Origin of the sequence: Zooshikella ganghwensis, from assembly GCF_018263875.1 — a bacterium.
In the GTDB taxonomy this organism is placed as follows: domain Bacteria; phylum Pseudomonadota; class Gammaproteobacteria; order Pseudomonadales; family Zooshikellaceae; genus Zooshikella; species Zooshikella ganghwensis.
Map to the genome: position 1 here is coordinate 1 of NZ_JAEVHG010000007.1, position 26,792 is coordinate 26,792.

Annotated in this window: 26 protein-coding genes and 3 pseudogenes; 15 read left to right on the top strand and 14 right to left on the bottom strand. The window is 39.5% G+C overall.

Annotation, left to right across the window (positions count from 1 at the left end; all coding sequences use genetic code 11):
* Positions 1-315 (top strand): annotated as a pseudogene (locus KHS79_RS11630) (hypothetical protein); the annotation flags it as partial.
* Between the two features lie 488 nt (positions 316-803).
* Here KHS79_RS11630 and KHS79_RS11635 read toward each other — a convergent pair.
* The 6 genes and pseudogenes from KHS79_RS11635 to KHS79_RS11660 form a co-directional block, all read right to left on the bottom strand.
* Complete coding sequence (locus KHS79_RS11635; protein WP_212719105.1) at positions 804-1,463, bottom strand: hypothetical protein; 660 nt, start codon at positions 1,461-1,463, stop codon at positions 804-806.
* A 54-nt stretch (positions 1,464-1,517) separates the two neighbouring features.
* Entirely contained in the window at positions 1,518-1,634 is a 117-nt protein-coding gene (locus KHS79_RS26355; RefSeq protein WP_212719386.1) for an RHS repeat-associated core domain-containing protein, read from the bottom strand.
* A 283-nt stretch (positions 1,635-1,917) separates the two neighbouring features.
* Entirely contained in the window at positions 1,918-2,295 is a 378-nt protein-coding gene (locus KHS79_RS11645) for a hypothetical protein (protein WP_212719107.1), read from the bottom strand.
* On the bottom strand, positions 2,296-2,457 hold the full coding sequence (locus tag KHS79_RS11650; protein ID WP_212719109.1) for a hypothetical protein: 162 nt from the start codon (positions 2,455-2,457) through the stop codon (positions 2,296-2,298).
* A gap of 55 nt (positions 2,458-2,512) precedes the next feature.
* Positions 2,513-2,962: pseudogene (locus tag KHS79_RS26275) on the bottom strand (RHS repeat-associated core domain-containing protein); the annotation flags it as partial.
* A 235-nt stretch (positions 2,963-3,197) separates the two neighbouring features.
* Positions 3,198-3,458, bottom strand: a complete 261-nt coding sequence (locus KHS79_RS11660; protein ID WP_212719111.1) for a hypothetical protein — start codon at positions 3,456-3,458, stop codon at positions 3,198-3,200.
* Between the two features lie 327 nt (positions 3,459-3,785).
* Here KHS79_RS11660 and KHS79_RS11665 point away from each other — a divergent pair, with 327 nt between their 5' ends.
* From KHS79_RS11665 to KHS79_RS11715, 12 genes and pseudogenes are all read left to right on the top strand, one after another.
* On the top strand, positions 3,786-4,721 hold the full coding sequence (locus KHS79_RS11665) for an RDD family protein (RefSeq protein ID WP_212719113.1): 936 nt from the start codon (positions 3,786-3,788) through the stop codon (positions 4,719-4,721).
* A gap of 36 nt (positions 4,722-4,757) precedes the next feature.
* Positions 4,758-5,003, top strand: coding sequence for an Imm32 family immunity protein (locus KHS79_RS11670; RefSeq protein WP_212719115.1), 246 nt, complete (start codon positions 4,758-4,760; stop codon positions 5,001-5,003).
* Positions 5,004-5,093: 90 nt separating this feature from the next.
* A complete protein-coding gene (locus tag KHS79_RS11675) occupies positions 5,094-5,534 on the top strand; it encodes a hypothetical protein (protein ID WP_212719116.1) in 441 nt (146 codons plus the stop codon).
* A gap of 187 nt (positions 5,535-5,721) precedes the next feature.
* Positions 5,722-5,982 (top strand): DUF983 domain-containing protein, encoded by a 261-nt coding sequence (locus KHS79_RS26360; protein WP_407704226.1) that lies wholly within the window; start codon positions 5,722-5,724, stop codon positions 5,980-5,982.
* 215 nt (positions 5,983-6,197) lie between these two features.
* Entirely contained in the window at positions 6,198-6,464 is a 267-nt protein-coding gene (locus KHS79_RS11685) for a hypothetical protein (RefSeq protein WP_212719120.1), read from the top strand.
* 98 nt (positions 6,465-6,562) lie between these two features.
* A complete protein-coding gene (locus tag KHS79_RS11690; RefSeq protein ID WP_212719121.1) occupies positions 6,563-6,799 on the top strand; it encodes a hypothetical protein in 237 nt (78 codons plus the stop codon).
* A 104-nt stretch (positions 6,800-6,903) separates the two neighbouring features.
* A complete protein-coding gene (locus KHS79_RS11695) occupies positions 6,904-7,257 on the top strand; it encodes a hypothetical protein (protein ID WP_212719123.1) in 354 nt (117 codons plus the stop codon).
* A gap of 286 nt (positions 7,258-7,543) precedes the next feature.
* Positions 7,544-7,963, top strand: coding sequence for a hypothetical protein (locus tag KHS79_RS11700; RefSeq protein WP_212719125.1), 420 nt, complete (start codon positions 7,544-7,546; stop codon positions 7,961-7,963).
* Between the two features lie 69 nt (positions 7,964-8,032).
* A complete protein-coding gene (locus KHS79_RS11705; RefSeq protein ID WP_212719127.1) occupies positions 8,033-8,272 on the top strand; it encodes a hypothetical protein in 240 nt (79 codons plus the stop codon).
* Positions 8,273-9,055: 783 nt separating this feature from the next.
* Positions 9,056-9,316: pseudogene (locus KHS79_RS26425) on the top strand (IS4 family transposase); the annotation flags it as partial.
* Positions 9,317-9,792: 476 nt separating this feature from the next.
* Positions 9,793-10,380, top strand: coding sequence for a PEP-CTERM sorting domain-containing protein (locus tag KHS79_RS11710; RefSeq protein WP_212719130.1), 588 nt, complete (start codon positions 9,793-9,795; stop codon positions 10,378-10,380).
* Between the two features lie 595 nt (positions 10,381-10,975).
* Complete coding sequence (locus KHS79_RS11715; RefSeq protein ID WP_212719133.1) at positions 10,976-11,731, top strand: PEP-CTERM sorting domain-containing protein; 756 nt, start codon at positions 10,976-10,978, stop codon at positions 11,729-11,731.
* Positions 11,732-11,797: 66 nt separating this feature from the next.
* On the opposite strand, the gene KHS79_RS11720 is transcribed toward KHS79_RS11715, so the two are convergent.
* The 4 genes from KHS79_RS11720 to KHS79_RS11735 form a co-directional block, all read right to left on the bottom strand.
* Complete coding sequence (locus KHS79_RS11720) at positions 11,798-13,204, bottom strand: FAD-binding oxidoreductase (protein WP_212719136.1); 1,407 nt, start codon at positions 13,202-13,204, stop codon at positions 11,798-11,800.
* 198 nt (positions 13,205-13,402) lie between these two features.
* A complete protein-coding gene (locus KHS79_RS11725; protein WP_212719139.1) occupies positions 13,403-13,756 on the bottom strand; it encodes a hypothetical protein in 354 nt (117 codons plus the stop codon).
* A gap of 164 nt (positions 13,757-13,920) precedes the next feature.
* Positions 13,921-14,496 carry a hypothetical protein gene (locus KHS79_RS11730; RefSeq protein WP_094786867.1) on the bottom strand — a complete coding sequence of 192 codons (576 nt, stop codon included), beginning with the start codon at positions 14,494-14,496 and terminating at the stop codon, positions 13,921-13,923.
* Between the two features lie 336 nt (positions 14,497-14,832).
* The gene (locus tag KHS79_RS11735) at positions 14,833-15,588 is read right to left on the bottom strand and encodes a TIGR01458 family HAD-type hydrolase (RefSeq protein ID WP_212719142.1); all 756 of its coding nucleotides are present in this window, start codon (positions 15,586-15,588) and stop codon (positions 14,833-14,835) included.
* Positions 15,589-15,803: 215 nt separating this feature from the next.
* On the opposite strand from KHS79_RS11735, the gene KHS79_RS11740 reads away from it, so the two are divergent.
* On the top strand, positions 15,804-16,583 hold the full coding sequence (locus KHS79_RS11740; RefSeq protein WP_212719144.1) for a substrate-binding periplasmic protein: 780 nt from the start codon (positions 15,804-15,806) through the stop codon (positions 16,581-16,583).
* Positions 16,584-16,659: 76 nt separating this feature from the next.
* Here the strand turns inward: KHS79_RS11740 and KHS79_RS11745 are convergent, their stop codons facing one another.
* From KHS79_RS11745 to KHS79_RS11760, 4 genes are all read right to left on the bottom strand, one after another.
* A complete protein-coding gene (locus KHS79_RS11745; protein WP_212719147.1) occupies positions 16,660-17,481 on the bottom strand; it encodes a substrate-binding periplasmic protein in 822 nt (273 codons plus the stop codon).
* Positions 17,482-17,630: 149 nt separating this feature from the next.
* Positions 17,631-19,574, bottom strand: a complete 1,944-nt coding sequence (locus KHS79_RS11750) for a hypothetical protein (protein ID WP_212719150.1) — start codon at positions 19,572-19,574, stop codon at positions 17,631-17,633.
* A gap of 128 nt (positions 19,575-19,702) precedes the next feature.
* Positions 19,703-21,961: a flagellin N-terminal helical domain-containing protein gene (locus KHS79_RS11755; RefSeq protein WP_233468394.1), complete on the bottom strand. Its 2,259-nt coding sequence runs from the start codon at positions 21,959-21,961 to the stop codon at positions 19,703-19,705.
* Between the two features lie 276 nt (positions 21,962-22,237).
* Positions 22,238-24,334 carry a flagellin N-terminal helical domain-containing protein gene (locus tag KHS79_RS11760; protein ID WP_212719152.1) on the bottom strand — a complete coding sequence of 699 codons (2,097 nt, stop codon included), beginning with the start codon at positions 24,332-24,334 and terminating at the stop codon, positions 22,238-22,240.
* A gap of 411 nt (positions 24,335-24,745) precedes the next feature.
* Here KHS79_RS11760 and KHS79_RS11765 point away from each other — a divergent pair, with 411 nt between their 5' ends.
* Positions 24,746-26,773 (top strand): flagellin N-terminal helical domain-containing protein, encoded by a 2,028-nt coding sequence (locus KHS79_RS11765; protein ID WP_027707625.1) that lies wholly within the window; start codon positions 24,746-24,748, stop codon positions 26,771-26,773.
* Positions 26,774-26,792 lie beyond the last annotated feature (19 nt).

Sequence of the window (26,792 nt, forward strand, 5' to 3'; positions counted from 1 at the left end):
GATGAGAGTGTTATAAATAATATCACATTTTCTCAGTCAAATCGTTGGTATTATTGGCGAACCGATGCCTATCCCATTCCTCGTCGAGAAATAGAAACATCAAGTGCTAATATGCATATGATTCCTGTCAATGAGTTTGTTGAAGATGCGTTAAAATCAGTCAAAAAAGGGGACATTATTCAGTTAGTAGGCAGTTTGGTGAATGTAGATGCTAATGATGGTTGGCGATGGAGAAGCTCCATGACTCGAACGGATACGGGAGGAGGGTCATGTGAGTTAATTTGGGTGGAGAATTTTAGTATAGTAACGCCATAATATTTTTTAAATAAATTTATAATAAAATGGTTGACTTTATAATACACTTGTTTTACAGTGCTTATATTGATGGGTCCTTCCTACAGAATTATTACCGATCGCTACACAACCCCCCACGCTAGACGCATAAAATTTCCACCCCTATACACCGCACCAGCAGTTAACTTTTAGTCTATAAAAATAGAGTTTTTTACCCATTTCTTCTGAGGCATAAATCCGTTTTATCTGAGGTCTGGCTTAAGCTGATTATTAGCTGTAAACCTTTACTTATTTGAACATGAATTGTGTCAGGAGAGGGTAGGGTAAGTCTAAATGTACAGAAATCCAACACGTGATATCAACAGCTCAATCAACCAGTGGATATAATATTGCTGGGTTAAATGATAACTTTATTATTATGCTAGGCATCGAGTGCTCAAGGATGGAGGCCCTATGGAGTTAGGGACGTAAAATAGCCCACAGATGCGGGCTATAAAAAGCAAATTAAATTATCGTGTAAATATTTTTTCCCAGAATCGGTTCTCTATAGATATTTTAAATCGGTTTTCTATATCTCTATCTTGAGTATTAACTAATAAGTTACGATGAGCACTTAAAGGCTTTAGATAATAATCTATATCTATTTTCTGGTTAGTTGATAATTGATAGTTTATTTCACTTTTAATGCATTTAAATAAGCACTTAACTACAGATTTTCGAAGTAAAATTATTTCATTAAGAAACTCATTTATAGAGTTGTACGTTACTAGCAGTTTTGCTCCGTCCCCTATCTGGTAGCTAACATACACTCTATTGCATAAGTCACTCCAAATAAAAAAGCGGCAATCAAGCTCTTTAAACTTATCATCGCATTCAAGTAAAATTGACTCATCAGGAAATACTAAGTGTGATCCTAAATCAATGTTTTTTATTTCCTGGCATTTTTCAGTAAGCTCTCTCACATCAGCGGATTTAAGCTTCTCAGATATTTTATCATCAACTTGCAAAAATGCAGCATCTAAGAAATAAGTAGAGTACTCAATTAAAGTACAAATATTAACGTATATTTTTTTATGCTTTGGATGCATATTGCTAATCCTTGCATACCAAAAATAGAACTGTCTTGAGATAAAAACGTCGCTGTTATCCAGTTTAAATAATTGTTTCATTTAACGACCTTTACGTCTCAGTTGTAATTTTTTTACTCTAGCATTTTTTATGTCTTATTGTTGAACAGTGGTATTCAAGCCAAGCGGATCAATTGAGTTGATGGGATTCCCTTCTACATAAGCAAAGGTATTCAACCCACCATGAAGCCCAATCGGATCACTTCGATGCAGTTTTCTGTTAAAGAGCGACCACCTCGATGCACTTTGATGGCTTCGAGGTGTGTTGTTGTTAAGTGTATCAGCGGCTAAGGAAAACGCATGCCCTGTGGTCGGTTAGTAAGGGAGTGAGGGCCAGTGAAGTCGGGTAAAAAAAAGCCCGCGAGTGCAGGCTTAGCGAGCTAAAAAAATAGACTTCAATCAAGTGACATAACAAATATGGTACCTGATGTCTGTAATTATAAACAAAAAGTCACCGTCCCTAGAATCGAGATTTCTTGCAACACAAACCATATAATTAGGCAAAGCTCAGTGATTCACAAACTTCTTTAAAATCCTTTGAGCTTTCTATTTCTACACATGTATCAGGTTCCGACTTTAGTAGTTCTATAAGTTGTTTTTTGAGATCAGCAAGTTCAATCCTTCCAGATTCTTGAGTATCAAACTCTACATGTGCAATTCTATTTTTTTCTGCAACTAAAAAACTAGGCAGAAAATTTGCGTTACTAATAATGGTCGTATTAGTTATCTCATATTGATTCAAATTGCTATCAATAATTACTGCACCTGTCATTTTTCCTTGTCGTGCCCACTGCTCCCCACAAGTTGTTAGTGACTTGTAATTTGCATGTACAATTGCACCAAATTTATTTTTAAGGATAACTGGATAAATCATTTAATCATCAATCGTTTCAGCAGCAAAACCAACTAATATGCTCAATTCAGCGGCAATTAACCACTCAGGAGTACCGTATAACCACTTCTGAAAAATATTGTACTCTGCAAGTCTATTAGCTAAATCATGACCATGCATTCTTTTATGAGATGATCTAGCCATTGCTCTTAAATTCCATGGGTGGTTCTTAATCCAATCCGGAACGAACTTACCAATTCTACCATTTTAATGAATCATCCAATGATGTAGTTGTGTTCCAAGCCCTTTTTACTCTGGAGCTAAAGCTTCCCCAGTTCTTACTACTTGAAAACCAACTTTTTCCTCTCTTAGAGTGTGTAAATATACCTGAAGCCCAACCACCACCAAATGCACCAAGTGCGCCAGAAAAGCCAACATCGACCCAATCAATGCAGTCCCACTTACCACCATTAGTTGCTAATTGAATTGCAACATCAGTACTTGCACCCGTTGTAGCTCCAAATGCTGCAGCACATGCCGCCGCATTCTTTGGGTTCTGACACATTTGCAGAGTCGTGAATAAGCCTAGTGGATCGACATACCCTACAGGATTTCCTTCAACGTACGCATAGGTATTCAACCCACCTGCAAGGCCAATGGGATCACTTTCGATGTATCGTCCAGTACTTGGATCGTAATCCCGAAAATAGTTGTAAAAGAGCTACTCTCAGTATCATAGTATTGCCCAGGGAAGCGCAGATTTAATGTAACGGCTTGCCCATCACCATCGGGGTTCTCAGCTACCTTACCCACACTATACGCATCACTGTGCCAAGCCCAGCTTAAGTATTGGTGGCACGATGTGGTGTATTTGAAATTATTCAGGGAGTTATGTTCAATAGGTCTATAGAATCATGCCGCTCAATAAAAGTTATCGCAAAAGGTTAATTTCTTTGTCTGCCTCTTTCTGCAATCCTAGCTCTGTAATAGCCTTTTAAATCGGGCATTATATCCTCAATATCCCAAATTGCTTCCATTAGCTCTCCAAGAGCATTACCAATTGCCCTTCGAGCAAAGTTAACGTTTTTCCCTGAACTTACCTGTTTAATATCTTCGACACTATTATTCATTGTATGGGCTATTTCTACTATAGAGTCGATTATTTTCTTGTATGATTCTTTGCTTAACAGTGGTTGTTCACTCATTGTTATTCCTTAACAGTTGGTTAAGTTATTGATACATGAATTAACGCACTCGTTTATATAGTCACCCATCAGTTTATTAATAGAAGTTGTAGTGGCAACTATTAAAGTATCGCTAGGTAAAGAAACATCAAAGTGAGGTGGAATATTACATCACTCTGACGTATAACACCCAGCTAAAAAACTAACTAATTTATATAAATCAAGTAGTTAAATTTGTTTTTTTAATATTTAATCTAGTATTGAGTATGTGATGTGGTTAAAATATATTTAAGTATTATACGTCATAGTGACGTTTAGATTGGTTCGATTAGGAGTATTTAGAAAAGTATGGAATCAGATGCTGTAAAATGGATTGCTGGATTTTGGCGAAGGATCGGAGCACTAATAATAGATTCTCTGATACTTGGTGCCTTTGGCTTTCTGTTAAGTTTATTCTTAAAAGAGTACTTTTATAACCTAGGCGATTCTGGCGTTTTGGTTGGTTTAGTGGTAGGCCTCGTTTATTTTGGTTTGTTGAATAGCTCAGTATGCGGCGGTCAAACACTAGGTAAACGCGCAGTAAAAATTAAAGTAGTCAGCAAGTCGAACCAGCTCATTTCATTACCAAAATCATTGATTAGATATCTTGTTTTTTCGATCCCGTTTTCACTAAATGGCGTTGCATTTGGGGATGAAAACTCTCCCGCATGGATTATGTACGTCCTATCATTATTTGTTTTTGGAGGAATGCTTTCGATAATCTATTTGTACATATTTAATCGCAACACCAGGCAAAGCTTACACGATTTAGTAGTTGGCTCTTATGTAGTAAGGTGTGAAACATATTATGCGAAACCACCGAAAGTATGGGGAGTACACTTATTAGTGGTCGGGATTCTATTATTTGCTTCCTTAATGCTCCCTCTATCAACTGAAAGTATGGTTGAAAATGAGCCATTTGCAGAACTCTTAGAGGTGAAAAATTCACTTGAGAACATCGACAACATAATAAGTGTCGGCGTTAAACAAGGAACCTCTACGATCTCAGTGATGGGTGAGGAAACAAGGACAGTCAAATACATTAGCGTCCAAGCTGTTATCGCAAACAGCGAAGTCTATAATGTAGATGTGGCAAGGGATTTAGCTTTAAAGGTGGTTGGCCGTTATCCTAAAGCTATAGAAAATGATGTAATTCAAGTGACTCTAACCCATGGGTATAGCATAGGTATTTGGTCTGAATGGAGAAATCATAGTCATACTTTCAGAACTTCAGAGTTTGAGTGATTTATTAATCTAATCGGGTAAGCGCTAGAGGTTACAATGAATATCCACGGTTACGCCGATGAAGGTCAGGAACCAGACGAAATTGTACCTGCTGAATTAGCGGAAATAACTCTCGTCGCTACTCCCGAAGAGCTGCGGCGTATTGCGAAATTCCTAGAGAACTGTGCAAATGGGATGGAGGCTCGTGGCACGTCATGGGAACATGAGCATCTTTCCGATAAAGATGAATCCTTCAAGGACTCACCACATTTTGTTGTGTTCAATCCGGAATACGGGCAATGACCTCTCAAGTGGGTCAAGCACGCTCCCGTTGGTCGCTGGGACTGCCAAAAAGCGGCGGTCCCTTACCCATATCGTTAGAGCTACCGCAACATGAAGATAATCGGAGTCGTCATAGCTAGCTTGGTCTTTCTTGGTATTAGCTATTCAGTAGGCTACAGCAAAGGAGGACATGACTTTGCTTTAATGGATCATGTCTTAATGGGCAAGCTTGCTCGCATGGAAATGTTACGGTGTAAGGAGCAGGAAGACCCTGGAGCTTGCTACCAATGGAACCAAGAAAATATCACAAATCACTCTTTAGTTTTCTACAACCAGTACAGTCAGGAGTTGTCGTTTCTAGCTCCGGTTATTTTTAAAGATAACCACCAAGCCTATATTGAGGCCGTGGCATTCTTGGCTGAGGATATAAATAATAATGGCGCTGAGTCTAGTTGCATCTATTTAGCAACACTTGGCGAAAATGCGGTTAACCAATGTAAGAGCGAAGCAATTGAATTTATCAAGTTGGCAGAGTCCAGCTCTAACAAATAAAGGCACAGGAAGCCAAAACCGCCACTTCGCTTTGGTTTTGCCACCTGTGCTTTAGGCGTTATATGTCAGCCAGATCCTGAATGTTTGAGTGTTTAAATTTTAGATTAGAGCGTGTGAATGCAAGATGAAATGTCCAGTCTGTCAGTATAAGTTCAGATTAGAACCCATCTATGACTTAGATGGATATATGCTAGGGATAGATTGTCCAGAATGTGGCGTAGCCTTGCAGAGGGAAAATCCTAAGAAATACAACTGGATATTTTTTCTAAAGGCTGTGGTTCATTCTGTGTTAGTTTTTGTAGTAGCGTTTTTGTATGACCAGATGCAATCTAAGCTAGTTCTCGGAGTATTTCTGACTGCTATTGTTACTTCGATAATATTCGTTTGCTTTAGGATTATTAAAGGGAGCAAATTAAGGGTGCAAAAGAAGCCATACCAAACGTTGTGAGGCTATTCTATCACTGGTCAGAATTAGTGTGCCACTACACGACTCCTTGCCATTCACTAGTAGTTCGCCTTTAATCGTTTAAGATTGATTAAAAGGTGATCTTCCTATAGGGGACTTTCACCCCATGAACTCAATGCCCATGCCGGGCGTACACAAGTGGTTCAATTTGACGCCTGGTAGCGCAAATTAACCAGGGGTTAACTGTCAGAACAAATATGGACATCGAGAAAATAAAATTACTTAGAAAGTACATACCACGTCTTAGCTTATCTGAAGCAAAGAAAGCTTTATCTGAATCTAATGGTAATACATTAGCCGCATTGAAATCATCAATATCGCAACAAGAGCTTTCGGAATTAAAGAACAGTGTGCTTTCAAAAATCGTAGTTTCTAAAGCCGCAGGTACTGGAAGGGGCATGCCTTCGCAAGAAGAAGCAGCTGTTCTTCAATTTTTACAAGGTGGTTATAGTGCTACAAACTAGCCGCAAACAGTTAACAAGCAAAGGCAGCATCATCCTATGGGCTGGACGCGCTAACTCACGCCGCTTAGCTGAGCATTAAAAGTCACTAGGAATATGCAATGAAGGGTGTTGTTACATATCTGGAGAATCTCAGTTCAGACGAAATCCGTTTAGTCATGGATGATGTTAATTCTCACACAGATAAATCAAGTGAGTGGTTTAAGACAGTGCTCTTTACTCACAATGATTACCAAGCTAAAGAATTGTTTGAACTAAATTTAAGCCAAGAGCAATTCGCCCATATAGGCGAAAATTTGGTAATAAGGCTATTAGCTCTGAATGGAAAACTGAAATAGTGTCAACTTTTAACAAGTCGTGTAACTCGGACAATTTGAAACTTTGCTTGAGAAGCAGCAAAGCTACAAATTTCCGGTTCACTCAGCGTTATGTGTAAATAAATATGAAGAGTGCACTAACCATATTTTTAGCTCTATTATTAATTTCATGTAAAGTAGGTACAGAAGTATTTATTGACATTGCAGAAACATATACTGTTTCTATTAACGAGAGCGGAAAGCACACAAAGAAATATACAATAAATCCTGGAAGCGAAAAGCACGCGAAATTAGTAGCATGGCTTAAGCAAAATAATTCTGATTGGGACCCTACACCAGCTTCATATGTACCAGGGCTTGTTGTCGAAGGAACTGGTTTTTCTCTTAACTTTATGAGAACTGGTGTAATTTTAAATTGCAAGGAAGGTCAGTTTACTAAATCAGTGAAGTTAGAAGATTATGAATATTTACTTCAATAGACACATAACAAGCGGTTCAAGTACGACACGCGAAAAGGGACGTGCGTCTTGACCTAAAGATAACGGTATTGAGTTTACAAATGGAAAGTCTGAGCATGATCCTGTTGGAACCAGGGCTAACTTTCTTGAAGGTGGTGCTCCTCAGCCGCTTACGCTCTCAAAATGAGCAATTGAGTATATCAATGAAAACCGTCCATAGTTCAGCGCCTAACAAGGCCATTAAACTCGCTCCCTTTGGTCGCCGGACGCTAGCAAGTCCGCGCATTGTGGTGGAGTTAAGTTTTCTATGAGCTGCATACTACGAATATCAGGTGAAAATTTTGATGTTGACCTTTGTGTAGAGGGCAAAGACGTAGAATTTTCAAATATCTACAGAAAGGGAGATCCAAGATATCCCGCATCAAAACCAAATGGGCCTAAACTAGAACATTCAGGCTTAAGCGTTGAGGTTAGTTCTGCAGACTTCAGTGACATGAATCAACAGTTAGAAGATGCTATTGATTTTCTTAATAAATCTTCGGGTTTAATTCGAGAATTAGTTGAGTTTAAAGGTGTTGAATACGCATTGCTTGATTTTGGCGTAGAAACTAAGCCTCCATTTTGGGCTTCATATACATTTCCGCCAGAGTTGGCTTACTTGGCCGGCCAATTAGGTTTGGGGCTTTGTGTATCTACCTATCCAGTCGATGAAGATGAAGAAACTTAACAAGGCAAATCAATCTGACTGCATACACTCCGCTTCACTTCTGCAGCAGTTGTTTGCGGCGTTAAGTGTATGAATATGTTTACGAACGAAGAGAAAAGCTACATTGAGGGAATGGATTTATCACGCTTACCTGAACATGCTCCTCATGTGGTCATTGCATTAGGGCAGCACAATAAAGGAAATCCAGTAACAACAAGGTGCCCTTACTGTAACTCACCAATTACAATTGAACTCAAAGGCAATCCACCAACTGCGTGGGTACATGGCTGTTCTTGTGGTAAGTGTAATGGTTCTTTTAGGGGGCTTTAAAATATGTTCACTGCAAAACACTTAACAAGCTAAGTCAGCATCGGCCTAAATTTCAAGTAAAACTAAGTCTTATTCGCCCTAAATAAGATTATGGTTCACGTCGACCAAGCCAATTTTACCCATTTTTCCATTTAACACTTCAGTTTTATGAGCCACAACTAGGTAGGGGGGTGTTGCTCGTTCGTACTAATATAAGGCTGAAGTGTTATGAACCAATAGGAGATAGAGAGTATTTGAAGTGTCCACAAAGTGAGCTGATAGTTACGCCAGATGAAACAGTTTAAGGTTGAATTTTAATCAGTCTTATTAAGCTATTGCTAAAGTAATTTGTTGTGGGATGCTAAGCGCAACTGGTCAGTCATAAGCTAGGCTGACTTCTCAAGTGAATATCTAAATAGACGACAATAGACTTCTAATTTATAAGTATATAATGTTGTAACTAATTGATTTTATTGGTCGTCAAATGCAGTAATTGAACTGTCACTTTTTCCTATAAAATCTATATATTTCAATAGCTTAGTTAACTCCGCCCCTCAACATGGGGTTGTGGGGGTCGGAGGTTCGAATCCTCTCACTCTGGCCATTTTTAAGCTGGAAATTCAATGAGTTGCGGGATTCTTATCTTTAATAATTATTCTCATTTAAGTGAATTTAAGTATATAGAACGCGAATTATCCCTTCTTTTTATACACAATTGTTGTATTTAAAATTTGAGCTGATTAGTTTTTTAAGTTTGCTATTCTGTCGTGTATCATCTTTCTTAACGTAATGTCCTGTACTTAGGGGTTTGACTTAGTAAGCACGCACTTACAACAACTAGAGCGTCTCGAAAAACTGTTTTTTGTTTGTACTTTGGCATTAGCGTGATCTTTTAAATTAGGCATCTTGCAAAACAAGCTTAAGCCTCTGAAGCTAAAAAAGCATGGTCGAAAACCGAAAAGTTTATTTCGTCTAGGTCTTGATTATTTACACAGTGTATTAGTAGAAGGAAGTGCTCACCTATCAGGATTTCGGTACTCCCTGAAAGTTTTGTCCTTTACATAGCAGTTGAATATAGATCACTGTACTTTATCTCTTGGTTGGGAGAAGTGTAAAGTCAATCAGCTAGCATTCTCTAATGCTAATTGAACTTATTATCCGAAACTGCGGAATATGAATCAGTTGATGGATTGCGAAAATCCCTGAAAAAGGATTTGCATTTTTATAATGAGGAATGTCCACATTAATCATTTAATAGTGCAATGCCGAAAGAATTTTTTTCAGGCTTTAGCGGCATAGCTTTTTTTATATAAGTATATATTGATTTTGGAAAAGAATGTCTTGTTCTTGGGGCCACTTCAAGTCAAGTTTTGCGTGAATTATCAGTCAAATATACAGTTTAAGTAGGTATTCAAATATTACTTAAAGTCGTAACCTACGAAACTGAAGTATCCTGTTGAAATAAAAATAGTTTTTATATTTGGCACTTATTTAGCTACGTGAGTAGTGACTTTTTTCTTGCGCTGAATAGGTTAACTCTCATGAAAAAATTACTTCTTAAAACGGCTATTTTAACGGCTTCTCTTGCTTCGATGAACGCAGCTTTTGCTGTACCTGTCTTTTTTGGAGGAACAGGGCATTATTATGAATATATTTCAACTTCATCAACATGGGCAACAGCGCGAACTGCGGCATTAGGGATGACTCACTTGGGTATGCCTGGCTACTTAGCGACAGTTACATCGGCTCCAGAAAATATCTTTTTGACTACTTTAGCAAGAACAGGTTGGCTAGGTGGTTCAGATATGGTATCTGAAGGTGCTTGGCTGTGGATGGATGGGCCAGAAGCTGGGACACAGTTTTGGTCTGGTGGTCCAGGAGGAAGTACCACTACTTTTGCAAGCTGGGGAGGTGGTGAACCTAATAATTTAGGTAATGAAGATTTCCTTGAACTCTCTGGTGGTAGTTGGAATGATTTGCCAAGTAGAAGTAGGCTTGGATACTTTGTTGAATATGACGCTCCTATCATAACACCTCAACCGGATCCAATTCCTGTTCCTACAACTGCAGCTTTGTTTGGACTTGGTCTATTGGGTATCGCTGGTTTAAGAAAACGAAAGCAAAAATAAATAATATGTGATTTTTTTCCTCTTCCGATAACCCGTTGAGCTAACCTTGTTGCTCTTCGGGTTTTTTAATGTTCACCAAAAAATAGGTGATTAAATTGATTTGTTAGTTAGTTTATTTATTAAGCATGGAGTCCTATCCTTTATCTACAGAAATTTGTCTAACATAATATGATTTTTTTTGGCTGCTGGCTTTACTATCCAGTTATAGGTAGTGTCAATCTGTTTTAACGATGTAAAAATTGTCTTTAATGATTTCTAGGTTTTGTTATCTTCACTCCTCACCCCAATCACCTATTAATATAGGCTCATGGGGCTTCGTCACTCGATGGCCGCACCTAAAAACCATTGGTATTGGGTATATGTGCTTAATTAATTTGTGAATAATTTTTTTGAATTGTTGGATATTTTTATAACAAGTTGTTGAATTAATGTTATTAAAAAAATAACTTGTTGATATATATTGTTATAAAATGTTGGCCTGTTTTTTGTAATGCTCAGTTTGTGAGAGTTGTTATGGAAAAATTAATTATTGTTGAGGTGGACGGTCAATATGATTTCATTTAAAAAAAGCAGGAAGTTATGTTTAGCTGGGCTGATGACATTACTAACGACTAATGTGATGGCTGCGAAAGTAGACTTATCTAGTTGGGTTGTAAATAATCATCCAGGTCCGGGAGGTTCAAACTGGGTTGTTTCTGGAGCAGATAATGATACGGTACTGCAAACAACAAATGGTAATCCTACAGTATTTTTTGACCCTACAGGTAATGCACAGGGTACATCTTTAAGTGGAGAAATTACTGTTGAGACAACTGGGGATGATGACTTTATTGGATTTGTATTAGGTTATGATCCTGATGAAATAAACAGTGCAGTCAGTGACTTTATTTTAGTCGATTGGAAGCAGGGTACCCAGGGCTTTTTTGGAGGGACAGCATTTGAGGGTTTAGCAATTTCACATGTTACTATGCCTGGGGAAGAAGCGTTTTGGGGGCATGATACATTACCTCCAGGGGTAACAGAAATTGCTCGTGCTAATAATTTAGGTGCTACAGGTTGGGCCGATAATCAGACTTACAACTTTGATATTATTTTTACTTCTTTATTGATTGAAGTAAAGGTGGATGATGTGCTTGAATTCTCGATTACACCTGGAGATGCAGGTTTAGCTGAGTTTGATAATGGTGCTTTTGGTTTCTACAATTATTCTCAAGGTAATGTTCGTTATGCGGGTATTACTGAAGATGTTGTTCCCGATCCCGATCCCGATCCCACGCCGGTTCCTGTTCCTTCAAGCTTGGCTATTTTTCTTCTTGGACTACTTGGTGCAGGAGTTGCGCGTAGAAAGTAAAAGAATCATACAGTAGTTGGTTAGTAGCCCGCTGAGTTTTGTCTACGCTCAACTGGCTACTACCTGTTACTCAATATAATGATCATAAAACTGGCTATAAAATATTTTGTTAGGGTCATATTGCTCTTTGAGTGCTTTAAAGTGTTTCCAACCAGGATAAATTGAAGTAAATTGTTTTTTGGTGGGGAATCGTTGATAGGTTAGGTAATAGGTACCATGATATTTTTGGGCTAAGGTAACTAATTGCTGAGTCCATGCCTGAGCTTTTAACAATCCTTCTTCATTGGTTTCAATGTTAATAAATAGCACAATGGCAATCATATTATTATTCGCATAGTTAAGCGTCGTTTCCTGATTTTTCTTTAAATAGCGTAGTGTCATACTTAGTAAATTTACATGTTGTGATGTTAGCTCCTGTCTTATGTCATCCATAAAGTCAATAAAGTGTGTAGTAGGTATAAAGTACTCTTGTAATATATCTGAGTCATTGGGGGAGTGGTAGGCTAAGAACTTGATGGGAGGACGCATGGCATTATTTCTTGATATATGCGTTTTTTGGCTAGGAACATCAACAATTTTTTTTTGTAAATGCCAGCGTAGTTTTTTACCTGAGGAACTATGCCTGGATAAGTCAAATAAGTATTTATTTCGCGTTATATTTTTTTCATGATTAAGCTCGTTAGTCATTGGGGCATTATTTGTAAGCGCGTAATTGATGGCATAGCATTCTTTGAGAAACGTTTTACCCTTCACAAAGGAACATCGCCCATAATGAAGCGCTATATTGTTGTCATTTAACGTTTTCTGTAAGAGTGGCCAGTAGGCTGAGTAATCAATTTGGGTTACACTCTTTTCGAGAAGGGTGTTGTGTGTGAGGGATAGTTCAGCTTCCAAAACAACAGCAAGTGACCCATATCCTCCTATGATACTACTAAATAACTCCGGTGATGAATGTTTGCTAATTACCATAGTCTCACCATTAGCAAGCATGATACGTAGTTTATTGATGGTTTCAATCAATGGTCCGTAGTTTGGATCTCTGCCATGAACATTAGCACTGATTGAGCCGCCAATAGAGAAAATATTTGATGATTGCATTACTTTTACAGAAAGGCCATGAGGGTTTACTTTTTGTTGTATATCATCCCATGTTGTGCCACTTTGTACTGTAATAGTACGTTCTTTAGGAGAAAAGTCAGTGATTTGATTAAAGTGTGACATATCCAAGACTAGTGCATTTGGGTAAGTAATATGTCCACCTTGACTATGTCGAGTTCCAGATATAACTACTTTTAACTTGTGAGTATTCGCAAATTTCAAAGCTTCTGCTACATCATGCTCTGATTTAACGTGGATTATTTTCGTAACAGTTGTACGATTTAAGTGACTTATATCATCCCATGTGGCTGCCTGGTTTCCATGACAAAATGTATAGAAAATTACAAGTAATAGTGCGGAAAGTTTAATACACATAAGGATTGTTTGATATGAAGTAAGTGATCATTACCTTAAGTGTTTTATTCTGCTTATACAACTTAATAATTTACAAAGCTTCGCAGATAAAGCTAAGTAGTTATGTATGATACTGCAAGTATTACCCAGAGCGCTTTAATGATTTATCTCACTCTGGGTGCTAAACATCACATCATTTGTATTTAAAACCGCTAAAAATCAATAGTGTGGTGATGTAGTGCCAATGGCATTTGTCAGTGTAAACTCAATATCTCCTGATAAGCCTAATGACGCACGATCATAGTAGAGTTTGATACCATTAGGTATGTGGGCTTCGCAGTAATCTGGTACTTGTCGGAAGATGGTTACTTGTAGTGGATGTTGTGCATTTTTATCTTTCCTGATATCAATTTTAAAGTCACTTTTTGATGTACAACCGCCAGAAGCGACATGTAAAACAAGTGATTTAGGTTGTATATCAACCCCCATTAATACTTCTTTAACGCCCTCTGCTAATGTTGCTGTTGAAAGTGTTAACGTGGCAAGCAGAGTAGTGATAGTATGCAGCTTCATGTCTTCCTCCATGATCTTATATATTGCGTAATGTATTTAACCCAACAGTATATTTCACAAGAATGAGCTGAGTTTGCTCATAATAATTATTGCAATGTAACTCATTCCTTTTATTTAGAGAATCATTTTATTTGTTTTTCAGGTTGTTTCCTAGCTTAAATTGATTAGCTTATAACTGTCTTAGACAGTAACGACGAATGTTTTTGACGAATAATAAGTGGTAGGAAGCTAAGTAATATTAATAATGATCCTGGTTCAGATATTTTTGTTGTGCTGAACTGAATTTCACGTACTTGAAATCGATGTGGAAGTTGAGATTCTACAGGGTAAAGCCTTATCCGGTTGAAAGGACCTACTTGTTTTGAATAGGCAATGTCATGTGTTGCTACAGATGTCGGGGACGTTAATGCTTCTTCAAAAGCAACCAGTGATTTGGTATTAAAAAAAGCAAGGTTAAATTTTGTTAAGCTATCGTCATTAACTGCATAGTCATTATAGATCCGGATAAAATCACTGGAATATAAAGCATCAAACTTAAACTCAATGTAAGCATTATTAGTGTAGGGGTTAACGTATACTTGATTTCGAGTATCACCATCACTTAGCCTCGCAGCTGAACCATAGATAAAGCTCATACCACTTGTGGTTACTGTATCTGCAGTTATAACGCCAGCCTGAGCAATGTTGTTAGATAATCCAAAGATGCAAAGGGTCAACAGTGTGCGGTACAGAGAGTTCATAGATGTCCTTATTTATACCCTTCGCGAATCAATTTTAGGGTGTGTTGTCATCGCTCTTGTCCAAGGATGGTGGGAATGCAGTTTATGCATAATGACATGGATGTCATATAGTAGAGCAATGCAGGCGCTATTGCCGAGGAGCATTTAACTGCCACCCCTAAAAATCCTTCACTGTGGGTATATATGTAGGTGATGAAAGATTGAATTAGAAAGTACGACAGTAGCAAGAGGAGAGAAGTGAGTAAATTGGACTTTAGTCTTATACGAAGGGTTCAAGAGTTGTTCATTACGTGAATATTTAGGAGCCTACAATGGCTGGTTGACCCTCAGTAAAACTCAAAGAATTGACATTAAACAACTCAATGTGTCTATTGTATGTGCAGTTGCTGGAATCTTCATTTCATCTTCTGGCTGATACTTTCCTGTGCGGACTAAACAGCCTCCTAAGCCTGCATTAATTGCCCCTATAACGTCACATTCGACGTCATCACCTATCATGAGACATTCATTAGGAGAGCAAGAAGTTGAGCGAACCGCTTGAGTAAAAAAAGTATAACTTGGTTTGCCCATAATAATAGCTTGTGTGTTTGCTGCCCATTCCAAAGCATGAATAAAAGCGCCTGAATCTAACATTAAACCTTGCTTATCTTTAAAATATTTGTTTTTACCTATGCCGATCAATAGAGAGCCTTCCATACACAGTTGAAACGCTTTATTAATAGACTGATAGTTTAGCTGGTCTCGAGCATCTCCTAAAAGCACACAGTTTGGCTGATGCTGGTCAAGGTCTTGAAAATCTTCTTTTAATGCATCGTGAATAAGACAGAAGGGCCTAAGATTATTTGTTTCGATGTAGTGTTTGGCAGCCACTGGTGCAGTGAATAACTCCTGACTGTCAATGATAAATCCCATGCTGTGTAGCTTGTTAATAATCGCTTGATGATTTTGGGTGGCAGTATTAGTTACAAAGCGGAGCATTAAGCCAGCGGAACGGAGTTGTTCAAGGGTCGCAGCAGCGCCAGAAACTGGCTCATCACCTACATATAACACACCACTTAAGTCAATGAGTAAAGCTTTATAGGTGGAGTTCATGCCTATTCACCATAGGTTATATATAAGGGGAGCACACTTTTTACCTTATTATTAAGGCTAGCTGTTATTGATGAGGTGTGCAAAAAGCGATCAGGACATATGGCTACGATGCACTCAAAGTGTACTTTGCTATCTATACTATAAATATCTGGTTCGAAATGGGTATAAGAAAGGAATAGTTAACTTTTGAGTTTGCTCTGGTGGTTGACACTTTTATGGTTATGCCAAGATACATGTTTTTTCACTTGCTGTTTTCTCTATCAGCACTCCAAGCAAGTGATCAAGAGCAGGTTGTATTGGCGAATGGTGAATGGTTACCCTATTTATCTAAAAGCCTTAAGCATTATGGGGTTGGGTCGCATATTGTCACAGAATCATTTGCTGAGGAGGGAATAGCTGTAAAATATGTTTTTTTGCCTTGGAAGCGTGCTTATGAAAGTAGTAAAAAGGGAAAATATCATGGCACATTAATTTGGAGCCCTTCTGATGAGCGAAAACAACTTTTTTTATTTAGTGACTCGGTTGTTGATGGAACCTCTGTTTTGTTTAAGAGGAAAAGTCATCAGTTCAAATGGCAAACCTATGAGGATTTAACAGATTATAGAATAGGTGGTATATTGGGTTATTCATACCAATTAGAAGATAATCCAAATATAAGGATAATTCGTATTCCTAGTGAAATAGAAGCATTTAAAATGTTGGCTAAACAACATATTGATATTTTTCCGTCGGATTTAGATGTAGGTTATGCAACTCTTCATAAAAGCCTGTCTGAAGATGTTGTTAGTGTTATTGATCATCATTTAAAACCTTATAATGTGACTTCATATCACTTAATTATTAGTAAAAAGGTAAAAAATGCTCAGGCGTTAATTGATAAGTTTAATAAGGGGCTTAGTAAACTTAAGATGGATGGTCGCTATGATCGGTTTTTTCAAGATTCTCGTTTGGGAAGATATCAAATTCGTGAAGTCGAGCCTAGTAAATCAGAGTAAGTGTTACTTAGAATTAAAGATATTTTTTAATGATACTGTTCTATAGGCATGTCGATAATAAACTAATAGCTGGTTTTTAAGGCCGCTTTTCTAAAATGCTGCTTAAAGAATAATGATACAGTTTTTGATAGAATCTGGTTTTGCCTATTTTTATGACTGCTTTATTAATACGTTCAATATCATCAATGGGAACACTTGCTTTGCTGAACATGAAATGGATAGGATCATCATTTACGGAGTAATCTAGAAAAATAAACTTTCCATCGAGCCCCATTTTTTTAACTCTAGACTCAAGAAATGTTTTATCATGTAATACAGCATCAATACGACCATACTGCAGCATTCTTAGTCGTGTAGAGTCGTCCGTTGTCGTAAACAGAGTCTCTGCAAATGTGGCATCGTTTTCTTTCAACTGTTCAAACTCTTTGCCATAAAAAGCGCCTAAGTGAACAGCTACTCGCATTTGTTGTTTAGCAATATCTTTAAGACTTTTAATGCGCCATTTGTTTTTATCTTCTACCTTTATCATCAGACGCATCTGTTCAAATCGGTAGGGGACTGAGAAATTAGCAAAACTCCTGCGTTCTTCTGTAATAGATGCTAATGAAATCATATCTAGCCTACCATAACGTATTTCATGAATTGATCGCTTCCATGGCAAATAGACAAATTTATATTGACAGTGAGCTTCAGAAAATACTTTATCTATGAGTTGAATATCGAGTCCTGTAGGTACTTCAGAGATATCACCTTCCATAAAAGGTTCAAATGGCATCCAACCAATACTAATTTCATCTTTTATACACTGGTTTTTTTCTTGAGCGTATGTTCTTGAAAAAACAAATAAGAGCAAGCATAGGCAATATATAATTTGTTTATAAATTATGTGTAACGCCATGGTACTCTCTCTTTAGAACCATCTCTTAAATATTGATAACTGCTAATTTTACTTCATTTTAAGGTGACGAGTCGTCAAACTACTAGTGCAAGTTTAGAGGGTTATCTACTGCTATGCACTAGATGGTTAATCACATTGAGTGATTGATGCTATGCGTCTTTGGCATGTTGTAGTGGTTGCACCTTTGCCTGAGCTGAGAGACTGATGGTATTAAGTGCTTCAATAACAGAGTTGACACAATCTTCACGAACCTGAAAGAACGGCGATAAGTCAATGGATTGCATGAACTTAGCGCTTTGATCATGCAAAGATTTATCTTTAATGAGTGCTAAGGCTTTATTGATATAATCCGTAATAGACGAAGCTCTTAAGCAAGAAGGTGCATTAACGTGATTAAAAAAATCACTATCTGTCTTTTCAAAAAAGTCTCCTGTAGGACAATCCATGATGAGTTTAGGTACACCGACCATTGATAAGTCTATGTTGGTGTTAACACCGCCAAATGGAAAGGTACCAAGGGCGAGGTCGCAATTCGCTAAGTCTTGTAAATATTGGGCATAAGGCTTATGAGTATGAATGATAGTAGGGCCTATTTGGTCAAGTGAAAAATGGCCAAGGTTGTCGCCAAAGGCTGAACGGGTTTGAAGAATAAAATAGTGAAACTCAATTGCAATATTAGAACGCTGCTTAATTGACTGACAAGCGGCTAAAAATGAGGGAGACAGCTTAGGTAAACTACTGTTGATGGCAATGCGAAAGATACCATCATGTTGCTCTTTTTTGGGGATTTTATCGGGTAAATCAGGGCGTCGGGTAAAACCTTGTTGTGGAAAGTTAACGGGTATAACGGTTTCCTGACAATAAGGTGCAAATCCATTTTCTTGCTGATCAATACCAAGGGGTAAAATATAATCGATGTTGTCGCTGAATGAGGCATGAGGGTGCCCCAAAAACATGACTTGCACGGGGGCTAGTCTCAAATTTGCGAAAAATACAGCCCACCGACTCATTCCAAGTGATGGATAAATAATCATATCTGCCTGTAGATTGATAATTTTTTCAAGGTCACTGTTAATGGTAGGAACATCATCATCAAGGTAAATAACCTGATGACCATCCTCCTCTGCCTTGTTATCAATCATGGTTTTATTACATACTAAAATGATTTCATAATGTGTTTTAAGTTTTTGTAATATTGAATGGTAGCAACGATACATTGAGTGGTTTGACTTGTATGTTTCCATTCCCATAATAATTCGTTTGACAGGATGAGCTAATGTAGTGGGTATCTGATTTATTTTTTTTCGAACTTTTTTATTTAATTGGCTGATTACCCAACGTTCACAGAGTTTATTTAGCGCTTTTTTGAGATGATTTTTATCTGGGTGCTGTAAATATGTGCAACCCATCCAAGGATTTGGCAGTAAACCATAAACAACGGGTTCTAAGGGTACTTTTTCGAGCAAGTGGTAAGCGCTGATGAGTTCAGCTCGAGTCTGCTCAACACGGGAGCCAAAGCTACAATTTAAATTATAGAGCAATCCTAAAAAGAAAAACCCTGCTGTTTTTGCGTTGTATTCAAAGAGAAGGTTGTGGTCGATTTTGATATTGCTTTCTAGGGAAAAAAATAGCAACAACTGTTGAAAGTCATCATCGCTTTGTATATTAAGTACATACTGACTATTACAGACTCCTCGAGCGATAAGGATATGATCCATATTTCTATAGGTAGAGGCGCTAAAAATATTACTAACATGGCATTTATAAAATAAAAACGACAGCCGCAGGTCATTACCCATGGAATAGGATGGGTCGCAGGTTAATGCAGTAATAGCTGCTGCGAGCCTGTTGTATAAGGCGAGACGTTGGTTCAAAGTTTTTCGATTATCAAAGGGGATAAAACCAATAAAATAAGCCTGATTGTTAGTAATATCATTGGGGTCGACAAAAATGGTACCAAACTGATTGGAGTTGTCCATAAACCTTAGTAGCTGTATTAGCAGGTTTTCGGCCAGCTGATGGTTACGTTGATAAACCGCAAGCTCAAAATCCGCGAGTCCAAAGTCAATAGTTGGCTTGTTATTTTCTGCCATGATAATCCCCCGTTACTTGTTAACTGATCCATGTATTTTTTATATACGTCAATTTTATTTCACACAAAAATGAGGTGTTGAAACACCTCATTGAAAGCAAAATATTTAGAAGTCCCTTTAATAAATCGTTACTGTAATAACTGTAGTACCTGTTGGGGTTGAGCGTTAGCTTGAGCGAGAACAGAAATACCAGCCTGTTGTAGCACCTGGGTGCGCGACAATTCGGCTGTTTCTGCGGCAAAGTCAGCATCCTTTATGCGAGAGTTGGCGGCAGCCAGGTTTTCTCTAGCAATTTCCTGGTTAGCAATGGTTGACTCAAAACGATTTTGAATAGCCCCTAGGTTTGCACGCTGGATATTGATTGATTGGAGAGCGTTATCGACAGCATCCAATGCACGTAGTGCTCCCTCGACTGTTGAAATATCAATATCTTGCACAAACTGGCCGGTTTCAGCCCCTCCGTAAGTACCTGCCGATAAACCGTGATTAGACAGTCCGTTATTGGTATTAGAGGTTAAAGTAATAGGATTAGCAGATGCTAACCTGATGGATGATTCATATACGCCTGCTACGGCAATGCCTGTAGATGGACTGGTTAAGGTATTGAAGGCAACATCAATATTACGGCCATCTTCTGCCAGCAGTTGGACACCTGCCGTAGTGCTACCTGTATCAACTGCTGTGACCCCAGTTTGGCCAGCAATGGCATTGATGGCATTAACCACGGCAATCCGGCTTTCTTCTGCATCTGTAGATGTGGAGAAGTCAGCTGTGGCAACACCATTGATGACGACGTTGCCCGTTAAGGCTGCCGGGGTCATAGCTGCACCATTCACTAAGTTTTGATTAGCAGTGGCGGTAACACCTGTCTGCTCACTCACTTTGTTTATAGCGGCAGCTTTGGTAATGGCGCTGGTATCTTTGCTGGTTGAAGAGGCAGTATCGTCTAAGATATTGCCTGCGGGAACAGGGACGCCATTGATAACAATATTACCATCACTTAATGCATTGCCTGAGTCAGCTAAGGATGACAGAAATGCACCTGAACCACTGTACTCACCAACCGCAAGGCCGACATTTTGGTTAAGCTGTCCATCGGGTCCTTGATCAATTTTTATAGCGGTACCATCCCGAGAGATTAAGGTAAAGCCGCCTGCAACCGTACCTGCTAGTTCTTCTGCTGCAGTAGGAGTAGCACCCGCAGCAACGTTACCCGTAGGTAGTCCTGTGGCTGCTGCTGTTAGCCCACCTGCTGCGTAAACTAAAGTGATATTTCGGCCATCTTCCGCTTCTAGCGTGATACCCGACTGGTCATCACCCGTATTAACGGCGGTAACACCTGTTTGCGCTGAATTTGCATTGATGGCTGCAACTACGGCGTCACGGTTCCCTTCAGAAGAAATACTGGTATTAACGGCTAGTGGGATACGTACGCCATTGAGGAATATGTTTCCGGTTTGATCAGCCACAGTTTGTGCAGTACCTGCCACAGTATTTGTAAGTACTTCTGCAGTAACGCCAGTTTCGTCAGACTCGCCATTTATTGCGCTGACTTTAGAAATTGCGCTGGCACTCTTATTGGTCAGTGAAGCAGTATCATCGGTAGCTTTTGAGCTTGGAATACTGACGCCATTGATAATAAGATCCCCCTGTACCAGCGCATTGGCGGTCCCTCTTGCACTGACTCCAACATTCTGTGCTGCTCCCAGCTCATCGACCCGAGCACCTTCTATACTGAACGTGACACTTTCGCCTTCATTAGCCCCTATCTGGAAAGTGACTTGGGTAAATGTGCCATCGAGTAATTTAGTGCCGTTGAAGCTGGTTTGGTCTGAAATACGCGCAATTTCCTTTTTAAGCTGTTGCACCTCGGCATTTAACGCATCGCGGTCGAAGGCATTATTGGTGGCATTGGCTGATTGTAAGGCAAGGTCACGAATACGTAACAAGTTGTCTTTCATCGCGCCCAGAGCACCCTCGGCTGTCTGTGAGAGTGACACACCGTCACCCGCATTTCGAATGGCTACGGATAAGCCTTGAACTTGTGCATCAAATCGAGTTGAAATGGCAAGTCCGGCGGCATCATCTTTAGCACTGTTGATACGAAGTCCTGAAGATAAACGTTGCAGCGCAACGGCATTATCAGTTTGCGACCTATTCAAATTTCGCTGAGCATTCAGCGAAGGAATATTGGTATTAATTATTTGAGGCATGGCTTTTCTCCACCTTAATACCAGCCGGTCTGCTTCCCTTGTATCAAAAGTGCGGGTTACGCCGGCAACTTGGCAACAAGTTGAAATTTGCGTTGCCTCTGGAGGGGCAATGCTTATGCCAATATGAAAAAAAACTGTAAAAACAAAAGCATAAATATTTAACAAAAATACCATTTAAGTGTTGCTTGACAGCAAACCGGCAACCCCTCACGTAACAAGGCAAACTATTGCCGCTGGTACGATGCTTCTTGCCGATCGTTTCGTGGGATAGAAAAGGGGGGGATAGCAAAAAGTGGGAGGGAAATGCTGGTGTTTGTTTATAAAAACAAAGATGTGGGCAGTAGAGACCAAGAATGGTCTTCTACTGCCGGAGGTATAAATTAATTCATGGGTTGGCGAAAATAAATTGTTTAGTGGCCAAGTGTGGAGGTTTCAATAAAAAATACAGCACTAACTTTGTAATAAACTTAACACTTGTTGTGGTTGGGCGTTGGCTTGGGCTAATACCGATATTCCAGCCTGTTGTAACACTGTAGTTCGACTTAGCTCTGCAGTTTCTTCTGCGAAATCAGCATCTTTTATCCGAGAGTTGGCAGCACTCAAATTTTCTTGCGCAATGGCTTGGTTAGCGATGGTTGATTCAAACCGATTTTGAATAGCCCCTAATTTAGCACGCTGTAAATTAATGGCTTGTAGTGCATTATCAATAGCGTCTAACGCTGTGAGAGCGCCTTCTACTGTTGAAATATCGATATCCTCGATGAACTGTCCTGTTTCGGCACCACCAAAGGTGCCAGCAGTGAGTCCCTGGTTGGTTAAGCCATTGGTAGTATTTGAGGTTAAAGTAAAGGAGCCTGCGGATGATATTTGGATTGAGGATTCATAAGTATCAGCAGCAGCAATCCCTGTTGCCGCACTGGTCAGTGTTGAAAAGCTAATGTCAATATTTCGTCCATCTTCTGCTAAAAGTTGTACTCCACCTGTTGTACTACCAGTATCAATGGCAATAACGCCAGTCTGACCAGAAATTGCATTAATAGCTGCAATAACGGCTAGACGGCTTTCCTCTGCGTCTGCTGTGGTACTAAAAGTGGATGTAGTCACGCCATTGATTGTAATATTCCCGGTAAGGGCTGCAGGCGTCATTGCCGCTCCGTTCACTAAATTTGGATTGGCTTTGGCGGTCACTCCGGTCTGCTCGCTGACTTTATTAATAGCCGCTGCTTTGGTGATTGCACTGGTGGATTTACTGGTCGAGGAGGAAGTATCGTCTAACACATTACCTGCGGGAATTGGTACTCCATTAATCACAATATCTCCGGTATTTAAAGCATTTCCAGCATCAGCCAGCGATGATACAAAGGCTTGGCTGCCACTGTAGGTGCCGACAGCTAACCCTACATTGGCATTAAGTTGGCCATCTGTTCCTTGTTCAATTTTAATATTACTGTTATCACGGCTAATCAGGGTAAATCCACCAGAGGTGGTGCCATTTAACTCTTCTGCTGCAGTGGGCGGTGCGCCTGCTGCGACGTTTCCTGTTGGTAGCCCTGTTGCTGCAGCGGTTAAATTGTCAGTACCGCCCCTGCCAAAGACGAGGGTGATATTTCTGCCATCTTCTGCTTCTAAGGTAATACCCGATGCATCAATACCAGTATTGATGGCGGTAACACCGGTTTGTCCAGAATAGGCATTGATCGCGGCCACAACCGCATCGCGATTAGCATCTGAGGCTAAGTCATCATCGACTGCAAGGGGTATTCTTACGCCATTAAGAAAAATATTACCTGACTGATCAGCTACCACTTGGTTTGTGCCTGCTACTGTATTTGTCAGTACTTCTGCTGTTATACCTGTTTCATCAGAATGACTGTTTATCGCGGAAACTTTTGCTATGGCACTAGCACTTTTATTGGCGACAGAAGCAGTATCATCGCTGGCTTTAGAGCTGGTGATGGTGACCCCATTAATAATTAAATCACCCTGAGTAATGGCATTGGTGGTGCCTCTTGCACTCACCCCAACGGTTTGTGCTGCACCCAACTCATCGACGCGGGCGCCATCAATCCCAAAGCTAACTGTTTCCCCTTCATTGGCACCAATTTGAAATGTAACATCTTTAAATGTGCCATCAAGTAGCTTGGTACCGTTAAAATTAGTTTGGTCTGATAAGCGTTGTACTTCCGCTTTCAACTGTTGTACTTCTGCATTTAATGCTTCACGATCTAGTGCACTGTTAGAGGCATTGGCAGCTTGTAGAGCAAGGTCACGGATGCGCAGTAAATTGTCTTGCATTGCCCCAAGAGCACCTTCGGCAGTTTGTGCTAATGAAACGCCGTCACCTGCATTACGAATGGCAACGCCTAGTCCAGTAATTTGGGCATCAAAACGAGTTGCTATTGCTAGCCCTGCGGCATCATCCTTGGCACTATTAATTCTCAAGCCAGAAGATAAACGTTGTAAGGCAACGGCATATTGGCTTTGAGAGCGGTTTAAATTGCGTTGAGCATTCAACGAGGGAATATTACTATTTATAACCTGTGGCATGTTCCTTGTCTCCTGCCTTAATGGTGCCGAGTGGTAGGCTCTACAACATTGACGACATCCCTTAATTAAAAATTGAGACTGCTTTTGGGCTAATAGCCAAATAGCAACTCTTATGCCATTGGATAAAAAGCTACTGTTTTCAAAATAATACGAAGCTTGATGTGTTTTTTATCATTAGTGGCGGCAAAAAAATGCCGAGAAACAGACGAAGAAATAATTACATTAAAAATTATTGTCAGCTAAATGATGGTTATACGACAGTGAATATTAATAAAAAAAAGTAAGGAAAAAAACTAAAGAAAATCAGTGTGTGGTCGTTATTAGAAATACAACGGAACATTAGCTCTCCCCAAAGGTAGTATTTGAGGTGTGTTGGTAAAGGGAGTAACTGACTAAGTAAGGAGCGATCACATGCCTCAGGTCATTAATACCAACCTTGCCTCACTCAGTGCACAACGTTATTTAGATATTTCTCAGTCGGCTAAAGAACAAGCTATGCAGCGCTTGTCGTCTGGTTTGAGAATTAATAGTGCGAAGGATGATGCTGCAGGGTTAGCAATTTCTACTCGTTTTACCTCGCAAATACGTGGTACGACAGTTGCGATACAAAACGCAAATAATGGTATTTCCTTAGCGCAAACAGCAGAAGGAGCATTAAATTCCATCGCCAGTAACTTACAGCGTGTGAGAGAGCTTGCTTTGCAATCAGCCAACGGCAGTAATACAGATATTGACCGTGATGCATTAAATCAAGAGGTACAGCAGTTGGTTGCTGAAATTCAAAGTGTGGCAGATAAAACCAACTTTAATGGTAAAAACCTCTTGGATGGCTCTTTTTCAAATGCCTTATTTCAAACAGGGGCCAACTTAGGTGATACCATTTCGGTAAGCATTGAAAGAACTAGCACAGATTCACTAGGTACAGCCCTTGAAGCAGGCATTTCTTCTACCTTAACGGGTAATAGTCAGCTCAATGCGGGTGATTTGGTTATTAACGGTATTGCTGTTGGTGCCTCTTCAGGTTCTGATGATACATCATCCACAAACTACCAAGAACGTGGTGCAATTGCTAAAGCGGCAGCAATTAATAAAATATCTGAACAAACAGGTGTCATTGCCAAAGTCAATGCAGCGACTATTGCAGGTGGTACGTACGCCAATACGGATGATAAAACCGGGCAAATCACCATTAATGGTGTGACAATTGATTTAGTCACTGATAATGCTTTAAGCACCGAGGCCAATTTAGAAGCGGTGGTTACAGCAATTAATGAAAAGTCAGGTCAAACAGGTGTTGTTGCATCATTTGATGGAAACGCAACGACTGGAATTACAATGGTTGCTGAAGATGGGAGAAATGTCGATATTCAAAATGTGTCAGGAAATGCCTCTGCTGACTTTGGTTTAGCAACAGGAAATACGACTTACTTTGGTACCTTTACATTAATTTCACAAGATGGTGAAGATATTAATATCGATTCAACCACAGGTAATATTGATAATGCCGGGTTAGAGGTAGGTTCTTTTAGCGGAGTTAATGGTGGTTCTGTTGGTGATAATGTTACAAGTACAGCACTTTCGATTGGTGATTTAGTCATTAATGGTGTAGCAGTGGGTGCTTCATTAACATCATTTGATTCATCATCAACGACAGGTAATGCTGCAAGTGCTATCGCTAAAGCAGCGGCTATTAATGCGGTGAGTGAAAAATCAGGTGTTACTGCAAAAGCAAATGCCACCATTGTTACGGGAGGTACGATTACTACAGGTACTGCCCAGAGTGGTAATGTGGTGATTAATGGTGTCGATATCCAAATCGCTTATGGTGCAAATGACTCTGCGAGTGATATTCAAAACACGATTATAAATGCAGTTAACTCAAAGTCAGGACAGACTGGTGTTAAAGCAGAAGCCTTTGGAAGTACTTTCCGGTTGACCGCTGATGATGGCAGAAATATTGATGTAAGCGCGATAAACACTGTTGCAAATGCTGGCTTTTCCGTGGCAACCACTTATAGTTCAGTGTCACTGACTTCAGCAGGGCAGTTTACGCTCACCTCAAATACAGGTTCGATCAGCCGGGCAGGTTTCCAAATAGGTACATTTGGAGGTCAAGAAGCAGGACAGTTGTTGGATGATTTAGATATATCCACCTTGAGTGGCGCAAATGATGCGTTAATATCCATTGACAATGCAATCAGTAAAGTCTCTGAGCAAATTTCTGCACTGGGTGCCTTACAAAACCGCTTTTTATCAACAGTCAGTAATTTATCGGTTAATAGTGAAAACTTATCTGCTGCAAACTCACGTATTTTAGATGCTGACTTTGCCGCTGAAACCGCTGAAATGAGTCGTGCTACAGTACTACAGCAAGCAGGTATTTCGGTGTTGGCGCAAGCTAATGCTCAACCCCAACAGGTGTTGTCTTTACTGCAATAGTAGATTAATCCTCATAGCA